Source organism: Oceanobacillus polygoni (genome assembly GCF_008304605.1).
In the GTDB taxonomy this organism is placed as follows: Bacteria; Bacillota; Bacilli; order Bacillales; family Amphibacillaceae; genus Oceanobacillus; species Oceanobacillus polygoni.
Window position 1 is genome coordinate 73,833 of sequence record NZ_PIJY01000045.1, and the last position, 22,199, is coordinate 96,031.

Consider the following 22,199-nt stretch of genomic DNA (forward strand, 5'->3'; position numbering starts at 1 on the left):
TTCTTTTATTGGGAAAATTGTGCAATACTTTAAATAAATTAGCACGTAATTTACTGACCCAAGAAGCAAGGGGGGAATAAGATGGAAGGTTATTTTCTAACGGATCGTGGTAAGATTCGAGCCCATAATGAAGATTCAGGTGGTCTCTTTTATAATACGGATAACCAACTAATCGCTATTATCGCTGATGGAATGGGCGGTCATCAGGCGGGAGATGTAGCTAGTCAACTTGCTACAAAATTAATGAAACAAAAATGGCAAATGACAGCTCGCGTAAATGCTCCAGATGAAGCGGAAGCATGGTTATCTGCTACAATTTCAGATGTGAATCAATCCATATATGAACATTCGTTGCAAAATAAGGAATGTGAAGGAATGGGCACGACCATAGTTGCCGCTATTTGTACAGAAGAGTTTTTAACCATTGCGCATGTCGGCGATAGTCGTGGCTATCTCTTTAATGAAAATGGCTTTAATCGAGTGACGGAAGACCATTCATTAGTGAATGAGCTGTTACGATCAGGGCAAATTTCTGAACAAGATGCGGAATGGCATCCACGCAAAAACATTATTTTGAAGGCGGTTGGTACTGAAGAAACAGTTTCAGAAGATATATTAACCGTGAATTGGGAGGAAGGAAATAAGCTACTCCTCTGTTCCGATGGCTTGTCCGATAAGCTAAATGAACAGGAAATGGCTGCTTATTTAACAGTTACTGAAGACATGAAAGAAACGGGCATGGAAATGATTAGCCTAGCTAACGAAAGAGGCGGAGAAGATAATATTACACTTATTCTCTTACAACATGAATCTTCGTTGAAAGCAGGTGAAAACGAATGAGAAGTGGTCACCTTTTAAATGAGCGCTATAAGATAATTGAAAAAATTGGCGGAGGCGGAATGGCGAATGTATACCTTGCGAGGGATACGATTTTAAACCGTGATGTTGCAGTAAAAGCATTGCGGATGGAGTATATCCACGATGATGAATTTATTGCTCGTTTTGATCGTGAAGCGCAGTCTGCAACAAGTCTTTCACATCCGAATATCGTAAATATTTACGATGTCGGTGAAGAAGATCAAGTCCTCTATATGGTTATGGAATACGTGGATGGCATGACACTTAAGGAATACATACAAAATTATGGTCCAATTGATGTGCAGGAAGCATTGGATATTATGAAGCAATTAATATCAGCAATCGCTCATGCACATGCAAACGATATTGTACATCGAGATATTAAACCGCAAAATATTTTAATGAACAGCTTTGGACAAGCGAAAGTGACTGATTTTGGGATTGCAATTGCGTTGAGCGCAACATCCTTAACACAAACCAACTCGATTCTTGGTTCGGTTCATTATTTATCTCCAGAACAAGCAAGAGGCGGTATGGCAACCAAAAAATCAGATATCTATTCGATTGGAATTGTACTCTATGAGTTATTGACAGGCAAACTTCCTTTTTCGGGACAATCACCTGTATCAATTGCTCTAAAACATTTACAAACGAGTACTCCATCCGTAAGAAGGTTTAATCAAGATATTCCACAAAGTGTAGAAAATATTGTATTGAAGGCGACTGCAAAAGATCCATTTCACCGTTATGAAAATATATATGAGCTAGAAGAAGCAGTTGAAAATGCACTGCATCCAGATAAACTCAATGAGCCTCTGTACGCTCCGCCGGTTGAAGTCGGTGAAGAAACGAAGGCCATTCCGATTATAACGGATCAGCAAATTGAGGAAGATATGGAGCAGGCTACATTGGTTCATCAATTTGATGAGGGAACGAAAAATTATCCAGAAGATAACCCTGCAGAAAATTCTGCAGGCAAAAAAGTTAAGAAAGCAAAAAAGGGTAAAAAGCCAGCGAAAGCAAAGCCAGCAAAGAAAAAAAGAGGCAAGAAGAAATGGATAATGATACTCGTTGTATTATTTCTCCTCCTCGCAGCAGGTGTAGCAGCGATGTTTATCATCCCGGACTTGATGCAACCGAAAGATGTAATTGTTAAAGACGTTTCTGAGTATGAAGTGGAAGAAGCTAGAGATATTCTCGAAGCAGACAAATTTGTTGTTGAAGAAGAAGAGACATACTCAGATGAAATTGAAGAGGGACTTGTTGTACAAACAGATCCAAGGGCTGGAAGGACTGCGAAGGAAGGTAGTACCGTTACACTTTTTGTCAGCCAAGGAAAAGAACGGGTGACGTTTGAAGATTATGTTGGACGTGATTTCAGTCAGGTTAGTAGATTGTTGGAGGATGAAGGGTTTACGAATGTAATGCCTATCGAAAAGCATTCAGATCGTCCTGCAGGTGAAATTATTACCCAAATTCAGCCAGAACCTGGAAGTGAAGTTGTACCAAGTGAAGAGCGGGTTATTTTTGAGGTCAGCATTGGACCAGAAGCAATCAGTTTAAATAACCTTGTAGGAATGACGATAGATGAGGCGAAGTCTTATTTAGATGGCGAGAATCTTGTTATGAATGTAATTGAAGAGAATTCTGAAACGGTTCCTGAAGGTGAAGTCACGAGACAAGATCCTGCATCGGGAGCTGAAGTAGAAGAAGATTCTACAGTTAATGTGTATATATCGACTGGACCGGAAGCAAGACCACCACGGTCACATACAATAAGCCTTACCGTTCCATATAATCCGGTAACAGAAGAGGAAGAGAATCCGGAAGAGGATGAAGAAGAACAAGAAGATCAGGAAGATCAAGATGGCCAAGAGGAAGAGCCAGAACCCGTGGAACAGGTTGTGCGCATTTATATTGGTGATGCAAACAATGAAATAACAGATGTCTACAGGGAAGAAGTAATTACAGAAGATCGAGAGTTTGAGTTTACCTTAACGATTGCCCCTGATAGTGAAGCGGAATATACGATTACAAGAGACGACGAAGTCATACGAAACAGGACGGTTTCCTACGATGGAGAAGAGGAGTGAATCGATGGCAGAAGGAAGAATTGTTAAAGCTTTAAGTGGTTTTTATTATGTGAAATCAAATGATACTATTTATTCCTGTAAAGGTCGGGGTGTTTTTCGGAATCGGAATATCACCCCACTTGTCGGGGATTTTGTAGTGTTTGAGGAAAGTAATCCTGGTGAAGGATATATTATGGAAGTAAAAGAAAGGACGAATGAACTTGTTCGTCCACCAATAGCAAATATCGACCAAGCGATTATTGTTAGCTCTGCCGCTTCACCTGGTTTTAGCACGCTGCTATTGGACCGTTTTCTTGTGTTAATAGAATCGAAGCAGATAGATCCGGTTATTTTTATAACAAAAATTGATTTAGCTTCTGACGATGCACGTCATGAAATTGAAGTATATCAAGATATATATAAGAAAATCGGTTACCCTGTTGAATTGATTTCATCCAAACAACAGGAAACACTACCGGAATTGGGACATTACTTTACGAATAAAGTATCTGTTTTTGCAGGACAATCAGGTGTTGGAAAATCAACGCTCTTAAATGTTCTAAAGCCATCCTTATTGCTAAAAACTGCAGAAATATCAAAAAGCCTTGGCAGGGGAAAGCATACAACGAGACATGTTGAGCTAATGCAGGTAAATGATGGACTTGTTGCAGATACGCCTGGTTTCAGTGTTCTTGACTTTAATGAAATTGAAGCGGAAGACTTATCTGATTGTTTTCCAGAGATGAGAGAAACTAGAGAGTATTGTAAGTTCCGAGGCTGTATGCATCATAAAGAACCAAAATGTGCTGTAAAGGAAGCAGTGGAAAATAACGATATTGCACGTTTCCGCTATGATCATTATTTAAGTTTTCTGGAAGAAATACAATCACGAAAGCCGAGGTATTAATTATGACAAAAATTGCACCATCTATTTTATCGGCAGATTTTGCCAAATTAGGAGAAGAAATAATCGATGTAGAAAAAGGGGGGGCTGACTACATCCATGTTGATGTTATGGATGGGCATTTCGTGCCTAATATTACAATTGGGCCATTAATTGTGGATGCAATCAAACCAGTTACCACCCTTCCATTGGATGTTCATTTAATGATTGAAAACCCTGATTCATACATACCTGTATTTGCTGAAGCTGGTGCTTCCATTATAACGGTGCATCAGGAAGCTTGTACGCACCTTCATCGTACGCTTCAGTTGATTAAAGCAAATGGGGTAAAACCCGGAGTTGTTATTAATCCAGCAACACCAGTAGAAATGCTTAAGCCTATTTTACAAGAAGTGGATCTCGTATTAATTATGACTGTCAATCCTGGTTTCGGTGGGCAATCGTTTATCTACGCAGCAGTAGAAAAAATTGAAAAGCTATCTATGTGGCGTAAGGAATTAAATTTAGATTATGAGATTGAAGTAGATGGTGGTGTCAATCCAGAAACTGCAAAAATCTGTACGGATGCAGGCGCAGATGTTTTAGTGGCAGGAAGTGCAGTTTTTGGTCAAGCTGATCGACGTGAAGCGATTCAAGCAATACGCAATGCAACGAAAGGGTAATCATGATGAAAGTAGTAGCGATTGTAGGGAACGGACCTGCTAGTTTAGTTCCCGACCTCCATTTGTTTAAAGGTGAGATTGATAGCTGGATTGGTGCAGATCGTGGAGCGTATCTGATAGCAGAAAAAGGGATTCCTGTAGAATATGCTGTTGGTGATTTTGATTCAATTGATGAGCATGAAAGACAGGTGATCTCTAGAAACGTGTCATATATGGAAAAACACCCAACTGAAAAAGATGAAACAGATATGGAAATTGCGTTAAATCAAGCATATGCAATGGAACCAAGTAAAATATATTTATTTGGTGTTACAGGTGGCAGACTGGATCATGAACTAATTAATATACAGCTGCTATATACGATTCAAAATAAAGGTATTCAGGCTGTTATCGTGGATCAATCCAATCAAATAGAAATGTTATCACCTGGTACACATACGATTGAAAATCATAGAACATACCCCTATATATCTTTCATTCCATTTACAAAAGAAGTAGAAGGAATTTATTTATCAGGATTTCATTACCCATTATCGAATACAACTATTTCATGGGGATCGACGCTTTGTATCTCAAACAAGCTTCTTTCAAAAAAAGGTACTTTTTCCTTCGATAAAGGCATAGTATTACTAGTAAAGAGTTGTGATACGATTTGAACGGTACGTTTGAATTGTAAAACAGGAGGGGTCCCTACTTATGAAGTTCTATACGATTAAACTTCCAAGATTTGTTGGTGGATTTGTAAAAGTTGTAATTGGGATGTTTAAGAAGGAAAAATAATTGCCTGAGTTAAAAAGCTATTTCGTTCATCCATGGTACACGCACTTATAGTTTTCTAAACATTAAAAAGCACCAGGTGCATTGCATCCGGTGCTTTTAATTGTCTAATGTTAAGCTGACGCTGTGGTATATTATACGCGCTCTACTTTACCAGACTTAAGGGCACGTGCAGAAACATAAACTTTTTTAGGTTTACCGTCTACCATAATACGTACTTTTTGTACATTAGCTTTCCAATTACGTTTGTTGGAATTCATAGCGTGAGAACGAAGGTTTCCACTGCGAGTTTGACGTCCAGTTACAACACATTTTCTAGCCATGTTATTCACTCCTTACTCTATCATGTGTCATTAATTACTTATACAATTTATCACAAGTAAGCTAATAATGCAACGAATCTTTTTTTATGTTTGCTGGAAAGTGGCCGATGACAAGCACGACTCATTGGGATAAAGCGAAAATACTTGACAGATTTTCTGGAATCGTTCATTGTTATATGAGGTGTTTTTTAATTTTATACGTATTAAATTGTAGTTGCTTTTAAATATGTTCTGTGTATAGTATAATTTGCTTATATTGTGTAAAGGTTTAAAAGGCATCGCAAGCTTCAAATTATGCATAGCGTTTTTTACAGTTATGTTGCTTTTCATTCGGAGCTTTTTGATATGTACGTTAAGGGGGATTATTATGTCCATTGAACTTCATACAAATGATGGTCAAGTAACAATTACAAATGAAGTAATCGCTACAATTGCAGGTGGAACTGCAGTTGAATGTTATGGTATTGTAGGAATGGCATCTAAGAGCCAAATTAAAGATGGAATTGCAGAAATCCTTAGAAAAGAAAACTATGCAAGAGGTATTGTAGTTCGACAAGAAGAAGATAAATTGCATATCGATATGTATATTATCGTGAGTTATGGTACGAAAATTTCTGAAGTAGCAAACAATGTGCAATCACAAGTTAAATATACATTACATCAATCGTTAGGTTTATCTATTGACTCAGTAAATATTTTTATTCAAGGTGTCCGTGTAGCAAAAGACTAGTTTTGTTTCGGTTTTGGAGGAGGAAATTCAGTGACGGTAGAAAAGTTAGATGGCGTTACGTTAGCACAGATGATACTCACTGGAGCACATCATTTATCAAATAATGCCAAGAAAATAGATGCGCTAAATGTATTCCCGGTACCAGATGGAGATACGGGAACAAATATGAATTTATCGATGACTTCAGGTGCAAATGAAGTGAAACAACTTACAAGTAATAGTACGTCTGAAGTAGCAAATGCTTTTGCAAAAGGACTGTTAATGGGAGCAAGGGGAAATTCAGGTGTTATTTTATCCCAAATTTTCCGTGGTTTTGCGAAAGGCATGGAAAAGAAGCAATCGTTATCAGTTGCCGATTTGGCTGAGGCATTTGATGCTGGTGTTGCTAGTGCCTATAAAGCTGTAATGAAGCCTGTTGAAGGTACCATTTTAACGGTGGCGAAGGATGCCGCTAAAGAAGCAGTACGTGTGTCTGAAACAGAACATGATATCATCGTTTTCCTGGAAAAGGTACTAACTGAGGCGAAGGCATCTTTAAAGCGCACTCCGGATTTATTACCTGTTTTAAAAGAGGTGGGAGTAGTTGATTCTGGTGGACAAGGCCTTGTAACGATTTATGAAGGCTTTTTGGCTGCTTTAAAAGGGGAAGCTTTACCAGCTGATACAACGGTAGTGAAGATGGAAGAAATGGTGAATGCCGAGCATCATAAGGTTAGCCAAGATTTCATGGATACTTCAGAGATTGAATTCGGTTACTGTACGGAGTTCATGGTGAAATTTGAGGATGAAAAGTTAGCCGATCATCCATTTAATGAAGATAAATTCCGTAATGAATTAAGCGAACATGGGGACTCCCTATTAGTTGTATCAGATGATGAAATCGTAAAGGTTCATATCCATTCGGAGGAACCTGGAACATGTCTTACGTTGGGACAGCGTTTCGGCAGCTTGATCAATATGAAGATCGAAAATATGCGTGAACAGCATGCTGCAATTGTTGGCGAGCATTCTCATGATGCTCCGAAGCAAAAAAGTAAGTATGGTGTTGTGACAGTTGCTATGGGAAGTGGCCTCAAGGCATTATTTGAAAGCCTAGGAGTATCGGTTGTTATAGAAGGTGGACAAACGATGAACCCGAGTACCCAGGATATTACAGATGCTATTCAAAAAGCAAATGCAGAAAATGTAATCATTTTACCGAACAATAAAAATATTTGGATGGCAGCTGACCAAGCAGCTGAGCTTGCTGAAGGAAATGTAGCAGTTGTGGCGACAAAAACTATTCCACAAGGGATTAGTGCAATGTTGGCATTTAATTCGGAAGCTGACATTAATGAGAATAAAGAAGCAATGGATGAAGCCCGAAAGCATGTAAAAACCGGACAAATAACATATGCTGTAAGAGATACGCAAATTGATGGCATCACAATTGAAAAAGACAGCTTTATGGGTATTAATGAAGGTAAGATTGTTGTAACACATAAAGATAAAGTAGAAGCTGTTAAATTATTATTGAATGAATTAATTACAGATGAAGATGAAATATTGACTGTTTTACAGGGCGAAGATGTAGAAGAAAGTGAAGTAGCGGAGCTTGTGGACTATATTGAAGCGACATATGAAGATGTTGAGGTTGAGGTTCATAACGGTAACCAGCCTATCTATTCTTATATTTTCTCTGTAGAATAATGTTTGTTAGAAGATCGTACGATTGCGTACGATCTTTTTGGTTTCTCTCCAATTTTGATAGCTATTGTCGTTGGCACTATGAAGTTTGCCTTAGAAAAGCGAAAAAACTTGATTTCCCCGAATAAATCTGTATCATAGGTATAGTATTGATTTAATCACATATCGATTATATATATTTATACTCTCAAACTATTTTGTCTTTAGTTAATCTACTAATAGACGAAGTAGACAAACCTCTCTTTTCGTTGTTCAGAAGACCCACCGTCTTCATCAGTACCTGACTGAAAATGAACGGCACGAATGACAAACATTAAAAACCAATAATAATTGAATATGACGTATTTTGTGGTTCTCTATATGAGATCGCTTATTTGTTATGGATTTCACAAAGATTTAAGTTTAATCGATAATGAAGATTAATTTTAATACAAAAAAACGAGTTGTGTGTAAGAACGTGATCAACACTTTTGATGATGCTTTTTAGAGCTGTAAGGATCTAGCTTCGATAAAGCGAACATTAATAGGATGTTGGCTTGATTGAAATTTCCCAATAATAACATAATCAATTCTTTTATCTGATTTTTAAAATTAGATAATGGGTTTTGAACTTATACGAAATGGGGAAACTGATTGTTAAACACACGAAATATAAAGGAGGAAAAAGATAAATGCAATTATTACCACGTGAAATGGATAAGCTTTTAATTGTAGTGGCAGCTGATCTAGCGAGACGCAGGAGAGATCGTGGCCTAAAATTGAATCATCCAGAGGCGATGGCGCTTATTACATATGAGCTTTTAGAGGGTGCACGTGATGGCAAAACAGTTGCTGAGTTAATGGAATTTGGAGCGACCATTTTAACACGTGAAGATGTAATGGATGGGATACCAGAAATGATTGATGATATTCAAGTAGAAGCAACCTTTCCTGATGGAACTAAATTAGTAACGGTTCATAACCCAATACGTTAAAGAGAGGAGTGGCAAAATGATTCCTGGTGAATTGATTTTAATAGATGAGGAAATCATCTGTAACGAAAATAAAATAAGCTCGAAGGTTACTGTGATCAATACTGGTGACCGACCAGTACAAGTTGGCTCGCATTATCATTTTTATGAAGTGAATGAAGCATTGGTATTTAATCGTGACGAAACATATGGAAAACGATTGAATGTTCCTGCAGGTGCAGCAGTTCGGTTTGAACCTGGTGATGAGAAAGAGATTGAGCTAATCGATTATTCTGGAAAACGAGAAGTATACGGATTTAATAATAAAGTAGATGGGCCATTAGAAGGTAGGGATTCAGAATGAGTTTTAAAATGTCCAGAGAGCAATACTCGCAAATGTATGGACCGACAACTGGAGACTCGGTTCGATTAGCCGATACAGATTTATTTATTCAAATTGAAAAAGATTATACAACCTATGGTGAAGAAGTAGTATTTGGCGGCGGGAAGGTTATTCGAGATGGTATGGGCCAGCATCCACTAGCTACTCGTGAGGAAGGTGTTCCTGATACTGTTATTACCAATGTTATTGTGCTTGATTATACAGGGATATATAAAGCAGATGTTGCATTACGAGATGGGTCGATTTTTGCAATTGGAAAAAGCGGAAATCCACTTGTCATGGATAATGTAGATATTGTTATCGGTGCTGCAACAGAAGTGATTGCAGGAGAAGGGAAAATTCTAACAGCAGGTGGAATCGATACCCACGTACACTTTATTAACCCTGCACAAGTAGATGTTGCGCTTACTGCTGGACTGACAACCTTGATTGGTGGGGGAACTGGTCCAGGTGCAGGTTCTCGGGCGACAACTGTCACACCGGGTATATGGAATATGCACCGGATGCTTCAAGCTGTTGAAGGCCTTCCGATTAATGTTGGTTTGACTGGTAAAGGTCATGCTGCAACAGCCGGACCACTCGAAGAGCAAATTCGTGCTGGGGCAATCGGCTTGAAGGTACATGAAGATTGGGGAGCGACACCCTCTGCATTAGATCATTCGCTACGCATAGCTGATGAATTTGACGTTCAGGTTGCGCTTCATGCTGATACATTGAATGAGGCAGGATTTTTTGAAGATACGATGAAAGCAATTAAAAACCGTGTTATTCATATGTACCATACAGAGGGTGCTGGTGGCGGACATGCACCAGATTTAATTAAATCAGCCGGTATGTTAAATGTACTACCATCTTCAACAAACCCAACGATGCCTTATACAGTTAATACAATCGATGAGCATCTTGATATGTTAATGGTTTGTCACCATCTAAATCCATCAGTACCTGAGGATATTGCCTTCGCAGATTCTCGTATTCGCAGAGAAACTATCGCAGCTGAGGATATCCTACAGGATATGGGTGTATTTAGTATGATGAGCTCCGACGCACAGGCAATGGGACGTATTGGTGAAGTTGTACTGAGGACATGGCAAACTGCTGACAAAATGAAGAAGCAAATGGGAACGATGAAAGGTGACAGCAAGTACGCAGATAATAATCGTGCAAAACGTTATATTGCTAAATATACGATTAATCCTGCAATTACACACGGAATTTCAGAATATGTAGGTTCCATTGAAGTTGGAAAATCAGCTGACCTTGTATTATGGGAGCCGCGCTTCTTTGGAGTGAAACCGGAAATGATTCTAAAAAATGGTCTTGCTGTACAAAGTCTTATGGGCGATGCCAATGCAACAATTCCAACGCCGCAACCAATGATTTATCGTCCAATGTATGCTACAACAGGGAAAGCATTAGCAAAAAGCTCGTTTACCTTTGTATCACAAGCTGCGTATGACGATAACATTCAAGAGAAGCTAGGGCTTGAGAAAATGGTAAGACCCGTTCGTGGAATTCGCCAACTTACAAAGAAGGATATGAAATTAAACACAGCAACTCCTGAAATTGATGTTGATCCACAAACGTATGAAGTCCGAATAAATGGTGAATTAATTACATGTGATCCCGTTGCCACGGTGCCAATGGGTCAACGATATTTCTTATTTTGAGGTGAAATGATTGATTATCGAAAAAATCGTCGGAAATATAAACGAAATGGATCAAGAAGAAGTTAACAAGCTTCATAAAGAAAAGGTTTATCTTGAAAGTGCTCATTTAGTCAAACGGATTCAGCGTGTTGAAACGGATCACGGAAGAGAAGTTGGAATTCGTCTAAAGGAACCGCGCGATTTAGTAGCTGGTGATGTACTATTCATGGATGAAGAAAATATGATTATTGTTGATGTGCTGTCAGATGATTTATTAGTGATCAGTCCAAGAACGATGCATGAGATGGGTACGATCGCACATCAGCTCGGCAATCGTCATCTTCCAGCTCAGTTTGAAGAGAGTGACATGCTTGTCCAGTATGATTACTTAGTTGAAGAATTGTTACAAGGGTTAGGTATTCCGTTCAAGCGGGAAGACCGTAAAGTGAAACAAGCCTTCAGACATATAGGTCACAGCCATGATTGATCGTTCTTTATCACTTTTTCAACTATGTGATTCCAATTTTCCTACAGGATCTTTCAGTCATTCATTCGGGCTGGAAACTTATATACAGGAAGGCATCGTTCATGATAAAGAGTCTTTTTCAAGGTGGTTAAAGGTATACTTGCATGAGCAACTTGTTTATTCAGATGGTTTAGCATCGCGGCTTGCATACGAGGCGCTAGTTGAAGATGATCTAGATAAGGTGTGGGAATTGGACAGGTTATTAACTGTCCAAAACCTTGCGCGTGAATCACGAGACGGAACCCAACGAATGGGAGATCGTATGTTAAACATCACAGAGGAATTGTATAAAATTCCAGTCACATCACAATATCGACGTCGAATTAAAGAGAAGCAGTCGTTTGGCCACTCAGCGCTTGCGTTTACAATCGTTGGTTACCACCTTCATGTGGATAAGGAAACGACTATCCTATACTATTTATATTCGACCATTACTGCTCTTGTTCAAAATGCTGTCCGCGCTATCCCTTTGGGACAAACTACTGGTCAGCAGATCATTCACGAATTTCAAAAAGAACTTGTTGTAGCAACGGATAAAGTAATGCAATTAAAAAAAATCAATTTTGGAATCGTTTCGCCAGGCTTAGAATTATCTCAAATGAAGCATGAGCGTGTAAATATACGAATCTTTATGTCATAGTTTTAGAATTTTGTAAAGGAAGTGTTTATATGGAACCAATTCGAATTGGAGTAGGTGGTCCTGTTGGTGCAGGGAAAACCATGCTCGTAGAAAAGCTAACACGTGCATTAGATGGAGAAATCAGCATGGCAGTTATTACAAATGATATTTATACGAAAGAGGATGCGAAATTTCTTGTGGCAAACGGAATATTGCCGGATGATCGAATCATTGGTGTGGAAACAGGAGGCTGCCCGCATACAGCGATCCGAGAAGATGCATCGATGAACTTTGCGGCAATTGATGAGTTAAAAGAAAAACATCCAGATGTAGAGCTGATTTTTGTGGAGAGTGGTGGCGATAATCTTGCTGCAACATTTAGCCCGGAGCTTGTTGATTTCTCCATTTATATTATTGATGTGGCACAAGGAGAGAAGATCCCACGTAAAGGTGGACAAGGGATGATTAAATCGGACCTATTTATTATCAATAAAACAGATCTAGCTCCATACGTTGGTGCGAGCCTTGAAGTGATGGAGTCAGATACGAAGGTTTTCCGTGGGAATAAGCCATTTGTTTTTACAAATTTAAAAGATAATGAAGGTCTTGATGAGGTTATTGATTGGATCAAAAAGCATGCATTGTTAAAAGGTTTGGAGCAAGATGACTGATTGGACGGGGTTTCTAGAGCTTGACTTAGAAAAACGTCAAGGGAGAACGGTAGCTAAAAACGTTTATTTTCAGGGGGCTTTCAAAGTAATGCGCCCTATATATCATAACAATTATAGCTATCCTTGTTATTATCTTTTAAATCCTGGTGGTGGCTATCTAGATGGCGATACGTACCGAATGAAAGTAACGCTTGATGAAGGTGCACAGCTTACGTTAACGACACAGTCTGCAACAAAAGTTTATAAAACGCCGAATAAAGAAGCATACCAGGAAACAGAATTTCACCTAAAAAAAGATAGTTATTTAGAATATTTACCAGATGCGCTTATTGCCTATCAGGATGCACGTTATTTTCAGAAGAATACGGTTTATATGGAAAAGGGTGCAACATTACTTTATACTGATATTTTGACACCAGGCTGGTCTCCAGAAGGGAAACAATTTAGTTATAATCATTTACGACTTATCAACGAAATCTATATGGATAATGAATTGATTGCCTTTGATCATATTAACCTGAACCCAGGTGCTCAAGAAATTGGTGGTCTAGGTTTTATGGAAGGCTATACACATTTAGGCTCGTTTATCGTGATTGGCGAAAAGACAGATTCTGCTTTACTTGATTTGTTATATGAAACAATTGGCGAAGAAGCTGCTGATATAAAAGCAGGTTTATCAGAACTTCATATACCTGGTTTTACAATAAGGGTATTAGCTAACTCTACCCAAGTAATCGAACGAATTTTCACTGCTTGTCATCATGTAATAAGTAATGAATGGTATCAAATGAAACCAAGTTTTCTAAGAAAATATTAATATCGTCCCGACAATCGAAAAGGTTGTCGGGCTTTTTTAGTGCATCACATTTTAGTATAGATTAAGAGTATTGGATAAAGAGGGTGTTTCATTTACAAGAAGCATTCTCTTTGTGATTTCAGAATAATAAACCTAAGCAACTAGTTTATTGATAAAACAGGTATTTCACATTTGTCACCCCTTTACGAATACTTTATTCAATAATGGGATACATATAACGACAACATTTGATTAAAATCACTTTTTAAAAAAATATATTATAAATGTGCAAACTTTTTACCCTGTTCGTACGTCTAGTATGTATAAGCTTATTAACCGCCGAAAAGGAGCTCTTTTAGATGGGTTTGTTTAAAAAAACAAAAATAGAAAAAGAATTAACCGCGTTTATTATAGAGAATAAAGAGAGTTTTTATAGGGTCGCCTATAGCTATGTAGGAAATCAAGAGGATGCGCTTGACATTGTACAGGATGCGATTCATAAAGCTCTCATTCGCATCAACACATTGGAAAATCAAGTTGGTTTAAAAAGTTGGTTTTATAAGATAGTTGTAAACACTTCCCTGGATCATTTGCGAAAGCATAAACGGGTGAGTGTAGTTGATGATACCGTGATGGAAGTTATAGTAAGTGGTAGAGAAGATGAGTATCACCATTTAGATTTACAAGAGGCGATTGATCACCTTCCATGTAAGTACAAAACAATAATCATACTTAGATATTTTGAAGATATGAAAATAGAAGAAATCGCCAAAATTATGGATGAAAATGTTAATACGATTAAAACAAGGCTGTACAGAGGATTGAAAATGCTGAAAGTTGAACTGGATGAAGATCCAACTATTGAGGAGGAGGTTAAACATGGGAAGAAACTTTAAATCCGTAAAGAAAAAGTATGATGAAATCGTGATTCCAAAAGAACTTGATAATGTTGTGCAAGATGCACTGAAAAAACGGAGAACTAAAAGACTAACAGCTAAATGGTCTGCTGGTGTTGCTGCAGCTGCTTTATTATTTACAACGAGTGTCAATGTCAGTCCAGCGATGGCTCAAGCTTTATCTGAGGTACCTATTGTTGGAGAGGTTATAAAGGTTATAACAATTACACAATTTGAGGAGGAAGATGGGCTTCTATCAGCAGATATTAAAGTACCGGCAGTGACAGATTTAGAAAACAAAAAACTTGAAGATAGTCTAAATGAGGAATATTTAGAAGAAGGCAAAACCCTTTATAAAGAGTTTGAAGCTATTATGAAAAAGGTTAATGAGGGGGAAACTGGGCATTATGCGATTTCTAGTGGCTTCGAAGTAAAGATAGATAATGAGCAAATTCTTGTGTTAGAGAGGTATGTCGATAGAATTGCTGCTTCAGGTTCAACAACGCTTCAATATGACACGATTGATAAAAAAAATGAAATATTGTTGTCACTACCAATGCTGTTCACTGATGAAAGCTATATTCAGATAATCAGCGGAAATATCAAGGATCAAATGCGTGAACAAATGAATTCAGATACTGATAAAATATATTGGGTGGAAGATGCTGGCTTGGAAGACTTTGGTGATTTCTTTGAAACAATACAAGCTGAACAGCAATTTTATATTAATCATGATGGCAAGCTTGTCATCTCTTTTGATGAATATGAAGTTGCACCAGGATATATGGGAACCGTTGAATTCATAATTCCAACTGAAGTTTTAAATGAAGTACTCGTTAGTAATGAATATATCCATTAATGTACTGTAACCATCATTGTAATGAGGTTGCGAATAATAAGTAACATGTAGGTAGGGCTATTAGTTCTGCTGATAGCCTACTAGAAAGGATAAATATAAAATGATTAGGAGAATACGTTGGCCGGGGTGGGTATTAATTATACTTATTGCGATAACTTTTTTTCTCATTTCAGGTGGGTCAGTTGGAAGCAGTTCACAAACTATGCCGAAAGTGAAAAAGGAAACAGACCATGAATTAAAAGAAACGGCACTACATGACAAACAGTTTCTAGTACAAAAGGATTCCGAAGTAGTAAATAGTTTGGATCGGAATGAGAAATATATTGCACTTACATTTGATGATGGTCCTAATTCAAACGTTACTCCTCAAGTACTTGAGGCTCTTGGAGAGCATGATGTTAAAGCTACCTTTTTCATGCTTGGCAGTCAAGCGGCAGCGACCCCATCGATGGCTAAGGAAGTTGCTATGGCAGGTCATGAAATTGGAAATCATACCAATTTACATCAAAATTTAGTTAAGTTAGATACATATGGTATTGAAGAAGAAATTTCTGAATCAGCTAGAAATATAGAAGAAGCGAGCGGACAGTATCCGACAATGACTCGACCTCCTTATGGTATATTTGATAAGCGTGTTGAAGAAACAGCTACAGCATTAGGAAACTCTCTTATTTTATGGTCCGTCGATTCCATGGACTGGAAAACGAGGAATGCTAACATGATAAAAGAAGAAATTCTGAACAGTATTACTCCCGGTGCAATTGTTTTAATGCACGATATCCACCAGGCAACAGCTGATGCTTTACCTGAGTTATTAACTGCACTCATCAATGAAGGTTATCAATTTGTAACGGTTAGCGAGATTATATCTTTGCCAGTAGATGTGGAAGCAGGACCATATTACAAAGTGAAATATTAAAACTTAAAGGTAATCCTATGGTGTTGAAGATGTAACCTGATTTATGTATATTGTAAAAGTTGACGATTTTTACTTCTGATAAACAAATTACAATATTTGTTCATGAATACAATACTTTACAAATGTAACTGAATAGTACATTATTGTTGTTATAAAATTATTGTGATTTGGTTCGAAATCCGATTTTTTTTATGAGATTCGGGAATATAGTAAGTAAAGAATCAATTCGAGGAGGCGTTGACACTGGTCGATAATTTTGAAGTAGAACAAATTTTTGAAGATCGCATATACGAAAGGCATCAATTCAAGTTAAAAGTACATGGAAACCAATATGTTGGTAATTTCCATGATGGGGAAATTCAATGGCTCAATCCACATCCAAAACAGGATTTGGGAGATACGTATTTAAAAGCTGTTGAATCAGAAGTGCATCGGCTTCTAGATGAGCATGGAGTTAAAGATGAAACAGATGATATTGAGGTAAAGCCCCTGTTTGCTGATCAAACGCACGATGTGCATCAGTTTAAGCTAATGATTCAAGGGAATGAATATAAAGGAATCTTCCGAGATGACGAAATTCAATGGTTTCATCCAAAGCCAGAGAGGCATTTAAAAGATGAGCGAGTAGAAAAAGTAGAAGAGAAAGTACAAGAAAAGATTCAGAAGCATATTGAAGAATCGAAAAATGATGCGAAATAGACAAAAACCGCCCCAACTTAAAGGATTTAGCCTAATCCTTCTAGAATGTTGGGGCGTTTTTTTATATACCTGTAATTTTCAAAACAAATTCAATGAAAAACAGGGAAGAAATAATAATTAATGGTTTTGTCAGTTCATTCTGTTTACCTAAGGCTATTTTTACGATCGGATATGCAATAAAGCCAAACGCCATTCCATCACCAATACTATAGGTGAATGGAATCATGACAACGATCAAGAGTGCTGGAATAGAGTCAGCAAAATCATTCAATGGCAAGTGCTTAATATTCTGAGCCATTAAAAATCCAACAATAATTAAGATTGGGCTAATGGCAGAGTTTGGAACCATTGATATCCATGGGATGATGAAAATGGTAGCCAAAAATAAAATACCAGCTGTAATTGCTGCTCTACCTGTTTTACCGCCTGAAGCTATTACTGCGGCATTTTCAGCACCAGAAACCGTTGGTGAAGTTCCGAAAAAAGCAGATGTCAGTGTAGAAAAAGCTGTGATACGATATGCTTTATTGTAGCTATCTTGACGTTTCAGCATCCCTAGTTGCCCGGTTAAAATTCCCATATTCTCAAAAATAAGGATCAGTGCTAATGGAAATACAGCTAGCCAGAACGCAAAATCCCCCATTGCAGTAAACGAAGGAATAAATAGCAACTCATTTACATGAACATGAACCGGCTCGACTTCCGGCTGCTGTAAGCCAAAGACAGCTGCAAGTATCGTACCGATAACCATTGTAATCAAAAAGTTTGCTGGCACATTTTTTACGAAAAGAAATATCGCTATAAATAATGTGAGTAGACCTACGATTACAGGTGTTGATGTAAAGTCGCCAATAGCGACAATGGTGCTACCACCACTAATTACAATACCGCTTTTTTCTAAACCGATTAAAATCAAGAAAAAACCGAGTCCAACTGTAATGGCATGTGTCAAGGACTCTGGAATCGCATTTTTCAAAATAACGCCAATTTTTGTAAATGCTGTCACAAGAAAGATAAGAGCTGCTACAAGTACGACAGCAAGACCTTCTTGAAACGTAAAATCGTTATTATTAATTATCGAATAGGCAAAAAGTGCATTGATACCCATCCCGGGAATTAATATTAACGGTAGTTTTCCGAAAAAACCCATCATCATTGTGCCTACAAAGCTAGCCATGATGGTGGCAATCATCCCTGTTTCGAGAGATATACCTGCTTCACTCAAAATGGAACCATTGACCACAACGATATAGACTGTTGTAAAATATCCAATGATACCGGCGATTATTTCGTTTCTTAATGAAGTTTGTTGTTTCATTTGATTTCCTCTAACAATTTGCTATCCCTCTCCCACCCGATATATAGAAAACGTGTTATTCCTATGTGAGTCGACTGGTAACAAATGGGTCAACTACTACGAATAGACTGTAATTCTATAATCCACAAATGAATATTATAAGCTTTTTTGTTATACTTTACAATAGAACAAGAACTATGCAAAGAATAGGCGGTGAAAACATATGAAATATAATTCAGTGTTTGATATTATCGGTCCTGTCATGGTTGGGCCATCCAGTTCGCATACGGCTGGAGCTGCACGGATAGGGAAAGCTGCCCGCAATTTATTTGGAAAGCAACCAACATGGGCGAAAATTTATTTGTATGAGTCATTTGCAAAAACGTATAAAGGTCACGGTACAGACTTTGCATTAGTGGGTGGATTACTGGGGCTTGAAACGGACGACCCGGAGATAAGCAAATCTTTAGATACGGCAAAAGAACAAGGTCTTGAAATTGAATTTATCGAGGACAGTGCTTCTGCAGATCATCCGAATACTGCTCGCCTCGTTATCGGTGACGATTCCGATCAATTGGAGCTAGTTGGCATATCAATTGGTGGGGGGAAAGTAGAAATTACGGAGTTAAATGGATTTGTACTCCGTTTATCAGGAAACCATCCTGCCATTCTAATCATGCATAATGATCGGTTTGGCGCAATTGCCTCCGTAACGAAGATTCTAGCAAAACATGAAATTAATATTGGTCATATGGAAGTGAACCGAAAAGATGTCGGGAAAGAGGCACTAATGGTCATTGAAGTTGACCAAAATGTTGGGGATACAATATTAAAAGAGTTGGATAGTGCTGATCATATCATGCAGATATCTAAAATCGACAGTTAATTTTCAGAAGGGGGTTTAAGCGATGTTTCGAACAGTAGCCGAATTGGTTGAAATAGCTGAGAAGGAAAATATTTTAATTTCTGAAGTGATGATTCGCCAGGAAATGGATGTAAAAGAGAAAACTCGTGATGACGTTTTTGCTGAAATGGAAAAAAACCTCCAGGTGATGGAACGAGCAATTGATGATGCGCTAAAAGGTGTGGAATCTGTAACAGGACTCACTGGTGGCGATGCTGTCCGGATTCAAACGTATATGAAGGAAAAAACACCACTGTCAGGTCATTTGCTATTAGATGCAGTAAGTAAAGCGATGGGAACGAATGAAGTAAATGCGGCGATGGGAATCATTTGTGCAACACCAACTGCTGGCAGTGCTGGCTGTGTCCCCGGCACACTATTCGCTGTAAAAAATCAGCTGAATCCAACACGGGAACAAATGATTCGTTATTTATTTACAGCAGGGGCCTTTGGCTTTGTTGTAGCAAATAATGCCTTCATATCTGGTGCGGCTGGAGGCTGTCAAGCTGAGGTAGGCTCAGCAGGAGCAATGGCCGCGGCAGCGATTGTTGAAATGGCTGGTGGAACACCTCAGCAATCTGCAGAAGCTTTTGCAATAACACTGAAAAATATGCTTGGGCTTGTTTGTGATCCAGTTGCAGGTCTTGTAGAGGTACCTTGTGTAAAACGAAATGCTGCAGGTTCTTCTTTGGCAATTGTATCAGCTGATTTGGCACTAGCAGGTGTTACGAGCAAAATACCATGTGATGAAGTAATTGGAGCAATGTACCGAATTGGTAAACAAATGCCATCTAGCTTGCGTGAAACAGGTGAAGGTGGATTGGCAGACACACCAACAGGAAGATTGCTTAAAGAAAAAATATTTGGAATGTCTGTATGAATACTCCCACACTTAGACTAGCGGGAGATTCAAACGTATGAAACATTTATAGAAAGAGTGATTTACTGTGCTTAAGGAGCCTGTAACGCATGTAAAAGGTGTCGGAGAGAAGGCAGCAGAGGATTTAGCATTGTTAAAAATCCATACCATTGCAGATCTGCTGCTTTATTTCCCATACCGTTACGATATATATGAAATTAAACCACTTCGTGAATTAATACATGACGATAAAGCAACGATTGAGGGGAGGGTGATCCATGATCCTTCCCTTACTTTTTACGGTAAGCGGAAATCAAGACTTTCGTTTACGCTAGAAGTAGAAGGTGTTGCAATAAAAGCTGTTATGTTTAATCGGGCGTTTGCAAAAAAACAGATCAACGCTGGTGACACCGTTACATTAACGGGAAAATGGGATGCCCATCGCCTGCAAATTACCGTTAGCAATTACAAAAAAGGTCGTGCCAATGAACAAGCGAATGTACAACCTATGTATTCGGTAAAGGGTGATGTAACCAATTATAAGTTAAAAAAATATATGCAAGCAGCATTAACAAAATATGGTGACGCAATTATAGAAATTTTACCAGAGAACTATTTAGATGCTTACAAGCTACCAAGGCGGGCGGAAGCGATTAAGACAATGCATTTTCCAACTGATCGAATCGCGCTAAAGCATGCACGTCGCCGTTTTACATATGAAGAGTTTCTTGTTTTCCAGTTGAAAATGCAACTATTACGTAAACTGAAACGCGAAGCAACTAAAGGTAATGCGCAGCACTATGATACAGAAAAAGTAAAAGCGTTTATTTCAAGTTTCCCTTTTGAGCTAACAGGAGCACAACAGAAATCATTGCAACAAATAATGGCGGACTTAAGTTCTCCCTACCGAATGAACCGACTTTTACAAGGTGATGTTGGATCAGGGAAAACGGCGGTTGCGGCAATTGGTCTCTATGCCTCCATCACTGCAGGGAAACAAGGTGCATTAATGGTTCCGACTGAAATTCTAGCAGAACAGCATTATCAATCCTTGACAGGATTATTTGGTGATCTGGCAAAAATTGTTTTGTTAACTGGTTCGGTAAAAGGGAAGAAACGAAAAGAAATCCTGCAAGCTGTCAAAAATGGTGAAGTGGATATTGTGATAGGAACCCACGCATTAATCCAAGATGATGTCTTCTTTCATGATTTAGGCTTTGTGATTGTCGATGAACAACATCGTTTTGGCGTTGAGCAAAGGAGAACATTAAGGGACAAAGGGCTAAATCCAGATGTGTTATTTATGACAGCAACCCCCATTCCACGAACGCTAGCAATTACGGCTTTTGGAGATATGGATGTATCGATTATTGATGAGATGCCTGCTGGAAGAAAAGAAGTTGAAACCCTTTGGGCAAAAGAAAATACGTTTGAAAGAATCTTGGATTTTATCGCCCAACGTGTTGCAGAAGGGGAACAGGCTTATGTCATTAGCCCACTTATCGAGGAATCTGACAAGCTTGATATTCAGAATGCAGTAGATTTGTTTCACCAGCTCGAAGCATATTATCCGGAAGAAATAAATGTTGGCTTGATGCACGGTAGGCTATCGGCACAAGAGAAAGACAGTGTCATGAAGGAATTTGCTGCCAATGCTATTCAAGTGCTTGTTTCAACGACAGTAGTAGAAGTCGGCGTGAATGTGCCGAATGCGACCGTAATGGTCATTTACGATGCAGAACGATTTGGTTTATCACAGCTTCATCAGCTACGAGGGCGAGTAGGAAGAGGCAGTAAACAGAGCTATTGCATTTTGATTGCTGAACCGAAAGGTGAGGTTGGTAAGGAGCGGATGCGAATTATGACAGAAACAACGAATGGTTTCGAACTATCCGAACAGGATCTGCAGCTAAGAGGACCAGGTGATTTCTTTGGTAAAAAACAAAGCGGAGTTCCTGAGTTTAGGGTGGCGGATATGATTCATGATTATCGTGCTTTGGAAACCGCAAGGAATGATGCACAAGAAATTGTGGAAACAAATCAATTAGAAGAAAACGAGGAATTTCGTGCGCTCAAGCATTATTTAGAGAGTGAGTTTTCGTTTGCAGATAAAATTGATTAAAAGATTGTATTAAAAGTA

Annotated in this window: 24 protein-coding genes; 22 read left to right on the forward strand and 2 right to left on the reverse strand. The window is 38.4% G+C overall.

Going from position 1 to position 22,199, the window contains the following annotated elements:
- Positions 1-81: 81 nt before the first annotated feature.
- The 6 genes from F1560_RS19245 to spoVM are packed head-to-tail and all read left to right on the forward strand — an operon-like array spanning position 82 to position 5,276.
- Positions 82-840, forward strand: coding sequence for a Stp1/IreP family PP2C-type Ser/Thr phosphatase (locus tag F1560_RS19245; RefSeq protein WP_149476251.1), 759 nt, complete (start codon positions 82-84; stop codon positions 838-840).
- Positions 837-2,951 carry a Stk1 family PASTA domain-containing Ser/Thr kinase gene (gene pknB, locus F1560_RS19250; protein WP_149476252.1) on the forward strand — a complete coding sequence of 705 codons (2,115 nt, stop codon included), beginning with the start codon at positions 837-839 and terminating at the stop codon, positions 2,949-2,951. The genes F1560_RS19245 and pknB overlap by 4 nt, the downstream gene beginning before the upstream one ends.
- 4 nt (positions 2,952-2,955) lie before the next feature.
- A complete protein-coding gene (gene rsgA / locus F1560_RS19255) occupies positions 2,956-3,837 on the forward strand; it encodes a ribosome small subunit-dependent GTPase A (protein ID WP_149476253.1) in 882 nt (293 codons plus the stop codon).
- 2 nt (positions 3,838-3,839) lie between these two features.
- Positions 3,840-4,496: a ribulose-phosphate 3-epimerase gene (gene rpe / locus F1560_RS19260; protein WP_149476254.1), complete on the forward strand. Its 657-nt coding sequence runs from the start codon at positions 3,840-3,842 to the stop codon at positions 4,494-4,496.
- Between the two features lie 5 nt (positions 4,497-4,501).
- Positions 4,502-5,152 carry a thiamine diphosphokinase gene (locus tag F1560_RS19265; RefSeq protein WP_149476255.1) on the forward strand — a complete coding sequence of 217 codons (651 nt, stop codon included), beginning with the start codon at positions 4,502-4,504 and terminating at the stop codon, positions 5,150-5,152.
- Between the two features lie 40 nt (positions 5,153-5,192).
- Positions 5,193-5,276, forward strand: coding sequence for a stage V sporulation protein SpoVM (spoVM, locus tag F1560_RS19270; protein ID WP_095308552.1), 84 nt, complete (start codon positions 5,193-5,195; stop codon positions 5,274-5,276).
- 131 nt (positions 5,277-5,407) lie between these two features.
- On the opposite strand, the gene rpmB is transcribed toward spoVM, so the two are convergent.
- Positions 5,408-5,596, reverse strand: a complete 189-nt coding sequence (gene rpmB, locus F1560_RS19275) for a 50S ribosomal protein L28 (RefSeq protein ID WP_095308553.1) — start codon at positions 5,594-5,596, stop codon at positions 5,408-5,410.
- Positions 5,597-5,963: 367 nt separating this feature from the next.
- Here rpmB and F1560_RS19280 point away from each other — a divergent pair, with 367 nt between their 5' ends.
- The 13 genes from F1560_RS19280 (at position 5,964) to F1560_RS19340 (ending at position 16,999) form a co-directional block, all read left to right on the forward strand.
- A complete protein-coding gene (locus F1560_RS19280; protein ID WP_149476256.1) occupies positions 5,964-6,326 on the forward strand; it encodes an Asp23/Gls24 family envelope stress response protein in 363 nt (120 codons plus the stop codon).
- Positions 6,327-6,356: 30 nt separating this feature from the next.
- Positions 6,357-8,015: a DAK2 domain-containing protein gene (locus F1560_RS19285; RefSeq protein ID WP_149476257.1), complete on the forward strand. Its 1,659-nt coding sequence runs from the start codon at positions 6,357-6,359 to the stop codon at positions 8,013-8,015.
- Between the two features lie 668 nt (positions 8,016-8,683).
- A complete protein-coding gene (locus F1560_RS19290; RefSeq protein WP_149476258.1) occupies positions 8,684-8,986 on the forward strand; it encodes an urease subunit gamma in 303 nt (100 codons plus the stop codon).
- A 16-nt stretch (positions 8,987-9,002) separates the two neighbouring features.
- Positions 9,003-9,326, forward strand: a complete 324-nt coding sequence (locus F1560_RS19295) for an urease subunit beta (protein WP_149476259.1) — start codon at positions 9,003-9,005, stop codon at positions 9,324-9,326.
- Positions 9,323-11,035, forward strand: coding sequence for an urease subunit alpha (ureC, locus tag F1560_RS19300; RefSeq protein ID WP_149476260.1), 1,713 nt, complete (start codon positions 9,323-9,325; stop codon positions 11,033-11,035). Before F1560_RS19295 ends, ureC begins: the two co-directional genes overlap by 4 nt.
- Positions 11,036-11,045: 10 nt before the next feature.
- Positions 11,046-11,501 carry an urease accessory protein UreE gene (ureE, locus tag F1560_RS19305; protein WP_149476261.1) on the forward strand — a complete coding sequence of 152 codons (456 nt, stop codon included), beginning with the start codon at positions 11,046-11,048 and terminating at the stop codon, positions 11,499-11,501.
- Positions 11,494-12,180, forward strand: coding sequence for an urease accessory protein UreF (locus tag F1560_RS19310; RefSeq protein WP_149476262.1), 687 nt, complete (start codon positions 11,494-11,496; stop codon positions 12,178-12,180). Before ureE ends, F1560_RS19310 begins: the two co-directional genes overlap by 8 nt.
- Positions 12,181-12,209: 29 nt before the next feature.
- Positions 12,210-12,830, forward strand: a complete 621-nt coding sequence (gene ureG / locus F1560_RS19315) for an urease accessory protein UreG (protein WP_149476263.1) — start codon at positions 12,210-12,212, stop codon at positions 12,828-12,830.
- Complete coding sequence (locus F1560_RS19320) at positions 12,823-13,647, forward strand: urease accessory protein UreD (protein ID WP_149476264.1); 825 nt, start codon at positions 12,823-12,825, stop codon at positions 13,645-13,647. Before ureG ends, F1560_RS19320 begins: the two co-directional genes overlap by 8 nt.
- A 338-nt stretch (positions 13,648-13,985) precedes the next feature.
- The gene (locus F1560_RS19325) at positions 13,986-14,522 is read left to right on the forward strand and encodes an RNA polymerase sigma factor SigV (RefSeq protein ID WP_149476265.1); all 537 of its coding nucleotides are present in this window, start codon (positions 13,986-13,988) and stop codon (positions 14,520-14,522) included.
- Entirely contained in the window at positions 14,506-15,381 is an 876-nt protein-coding gene (gene rsiV, locus F1560_RS19330) for an anti-sigma-V factor RsiV (protein ID WP_149476266.1), read from the forward strand. Before F1560_RS19325 ends, rsiV begins: the two co-directional genes overlap by 17 nt.
- Positions 15,382-15,481: 100 nt before the next feature.
- On the forward strand, positions 15,482-16,300 hold the full coding sequence (locus F1560_RS19335; protein ID WP_149476267.1) for a polysaccharide deacetylase family protein: 819 nt from the start codon (positions 15,482-15,484) through the stop codon (positions 16,298-16,300).
- A gap of 237 nt (positions 16,301-16,537) precedes the next feature.
- The gene (locus F1560_RS19340) at positions 16,538-16,999 is read left to right on the forward strand and encodes a HicA family toxin-antitoxin system (RefSeq protein ID WP_149476268.1); all 462 of its coding nucleotides are present in this window, start codon (positions 16,538-16,540) and stop codon (positions 16,997-16,999) included.
- A gap of 61 nt (positions 17,000-17,060) precedes the next feature.
- Here the strand turns inward: F1560_RS19340 and F1560_RS19345 are convergent, their stop codons facing one another.
- Positions 17,061-18,317 carry an NCS2 family permease gene (locus F1560_RS19345; RefSeq protein ID WP_149476269.1) on the reverse strand — a complete coding sequence of 419 codons (1,257 nt, stop codon included), beginning with the start codon at positions 18,315-18,317 and terminating at the stop codon, positions 17,061-17,063.
- Between the two features lie 202 nt (positions 18,318-18,519).
- Here F1560_RS19345 and sdaAB point away from each other — a divergent pair, with 202 nt between their 5' ends.
- The 3 genes from sdaAB (at position 18,520) to recG (ending at position 22,181) form a co-directional block, all read left to right on the forward strand.
- Positions 18,520-19,182 (forward strand): L-serine ammonia-lyase, iron-sulfur-dependent subunit beta, encoded by a 663-nt coding sequence (gene sdaAB, locus F1560_RS19350; RefSeq protein ID WP_149476270.1) that lies wholly within the window; start codon positions 18,520-18,522, stop codon positions 19,180-19,182.
- Positions 19,183-19,204: 22 nt separating this feature from the next.
- Complete coding sequence (gene sdaAA, locus F1560_RS19355; RefSeq protein ID WP_149476271.1) at positions 19,205-20,080, forward strand: L-serine ammonia-lyase, iron-sulfur-dependent, subunit alpha; 876 nt, start codon at positions 19,205-19,207, stop codon at positions 20,078-20,080.
- 67 nt (positions 20,081-20,147) lie between these two features.
- Complete coding sequence (gene recG, locus F1560_RS19360) at positions 20,148-22,181, forward strand: ATP-dependent DNA helicase RecG (RefSeq protein ID WP_149476272.1); 2,034 nt, start codon at positions 20,148-20,150, stop codon at positions 22,179-22,181.
- Positions 22,182-22,199 lie beyond the last annotated feature (18 nt).

What these genes read in the sequence shown, in the direction of transcription:
- F1560_RS19245 (WP_149476251.1), top strand. Translation starts at nt 82, where the DNA reads ATGGAAGGTTATTTTCTAACGGATCGTGGTAAGATTCGAGCCCATAAT.
- pknB (WP_149476252.1), top strand. Translation starts at nt 837, where the DNA reads ATGAGAAGTGGTCACCTTTTAAATGAGCGCTATAAGATAATTGAAAAA.
- rsgA (WP_149476253.1), top strand. Translation starts at nt 2,956, where the DNA reads ATGGCAGAAGGAAGAATTGTTAAAGCTTTAAGTGGTTTTTATTATGTG.
- rpe (WP_149476254.1), top strand. Translation starts at nt 3,840, where the DNA reads ATGACAAAAATTGCACCATCTATTTTATCGGCAGATTTTGCCAAATTA.
- F1560_RS19265 (WP_149476255.1), top strand. Translation starts at nt 4,502, where the DNA reads ATGAAAGTAGTAGCGATTGTAGGGAACGGACCTGCTAGTTTAGTTCCC.
- spoVM (WP_095308552.1), top strand. Translation starts at nt 5,193, where the DNA reads ATGAAGTTCTATACGATTAAACTTCCAAGATTTGTTGGTGGATTTGTA.
- rpmB (WP_095308553.1), bottom strand. Translation starts at nt 5,596, where the DNA reads ATGGCTAGAAAATGTGTTGTAACTGGACGTCAAACTCGCAGTGGAAAC.
- F1560_RS19280 (WP_149476256.1), top strand. Translation starts at nt 5,964, where the DNA reads ATGTCCATTGAACTTCATACAAATGATGGTCAAGTAACAATTACAAAT.
- F1560_RS19290 (WP_149476258.1), top strand. Translation starts at nt 8,684, where the DNA reads ATGCAATTATTACCACGTGAAATGGATAAGCTTTTAATTGTAGTGGCA.
- F1560_RS19295 (WP_149476259.1), top strand. Translation starts at nt 9,003, where the DNA reads ATGATTCCTGGTGAATTGATTTTAATAGATGAGGAAATCATCTGTAAC.
- ureC (WP_149476260.1), top strand. Translation starts at nt 9,323, where the DNA reads ATGAGTTTTAAAATGTCCAGAGAGCAATACTCGCAAATGTATGGACCG.
- F1560_RS19310 (WP_149476262.1), top strand. Translation starts at nt 11,494, where the DNA reads ATGATTGATCGTTCTTTATCACTTTTTCAACTATGTGATTCCAATTTT.
- ureG (WP_149476263.1), top strand. Translation starts at nt 12,210, where the DNA reads ATGGAACCAATTCGAATTGGAGTAGGTGGTCCTGTTGGTGCAGGGAAA.
- F1560_RS19320 (WP_149476264.1), top strand. Translation starts at nt 12,823, where the DNA reads ATGACTGATTGGACGGGGTTTCTAGAGCTTGACTTAGAAAAACGTCAA.
- F1560_RS19325 (WP_149476265.1), top strand. Translation starts at nt 13,986, where the DNA reads ATGGGTTTGTTTAAAAAAACAAAAATAGAAAAAGAATTAACCGCGTTT.
- rsiV (WP_149476266.1), top strand. Translation starts at nt 14,506, where the DNA reads ATGGGAAGAAACTTTAAATCCGTAAAGAAAAAGTATGATGAAATCGTG.
- F1560_RS19335 (WP_149476267.1), top strand. Translation starts at nt 15,482, where the DNA reads ATGATTAGGAGAATACGTTGGCCGGGGTGGGTATTAATTATACTTATT.
- F1560_RS19345 (WP_149476269.1), bottom strand. Translation starts at nt 18,317, where the DNA reads ATGAAACAACAAACTTCATTAAGAAACGAAATAATCGCCGGTATCATT.
- sdaAB (WP_149476270.1), top strand. Translation starts at nt 18,520, where the DNA reads ATGAAATATAATTCAGTGTTTGATATTATCGGTCCTGTCATGGTTGGG.
- sdaAA (WP_149476271.1), top strand. Translation starts at nt 19,205, where the DNA reads ATGTTTCGAACAGTAGCCGAATTGGTTGAAATAGCTGAGAAGGAAAAT.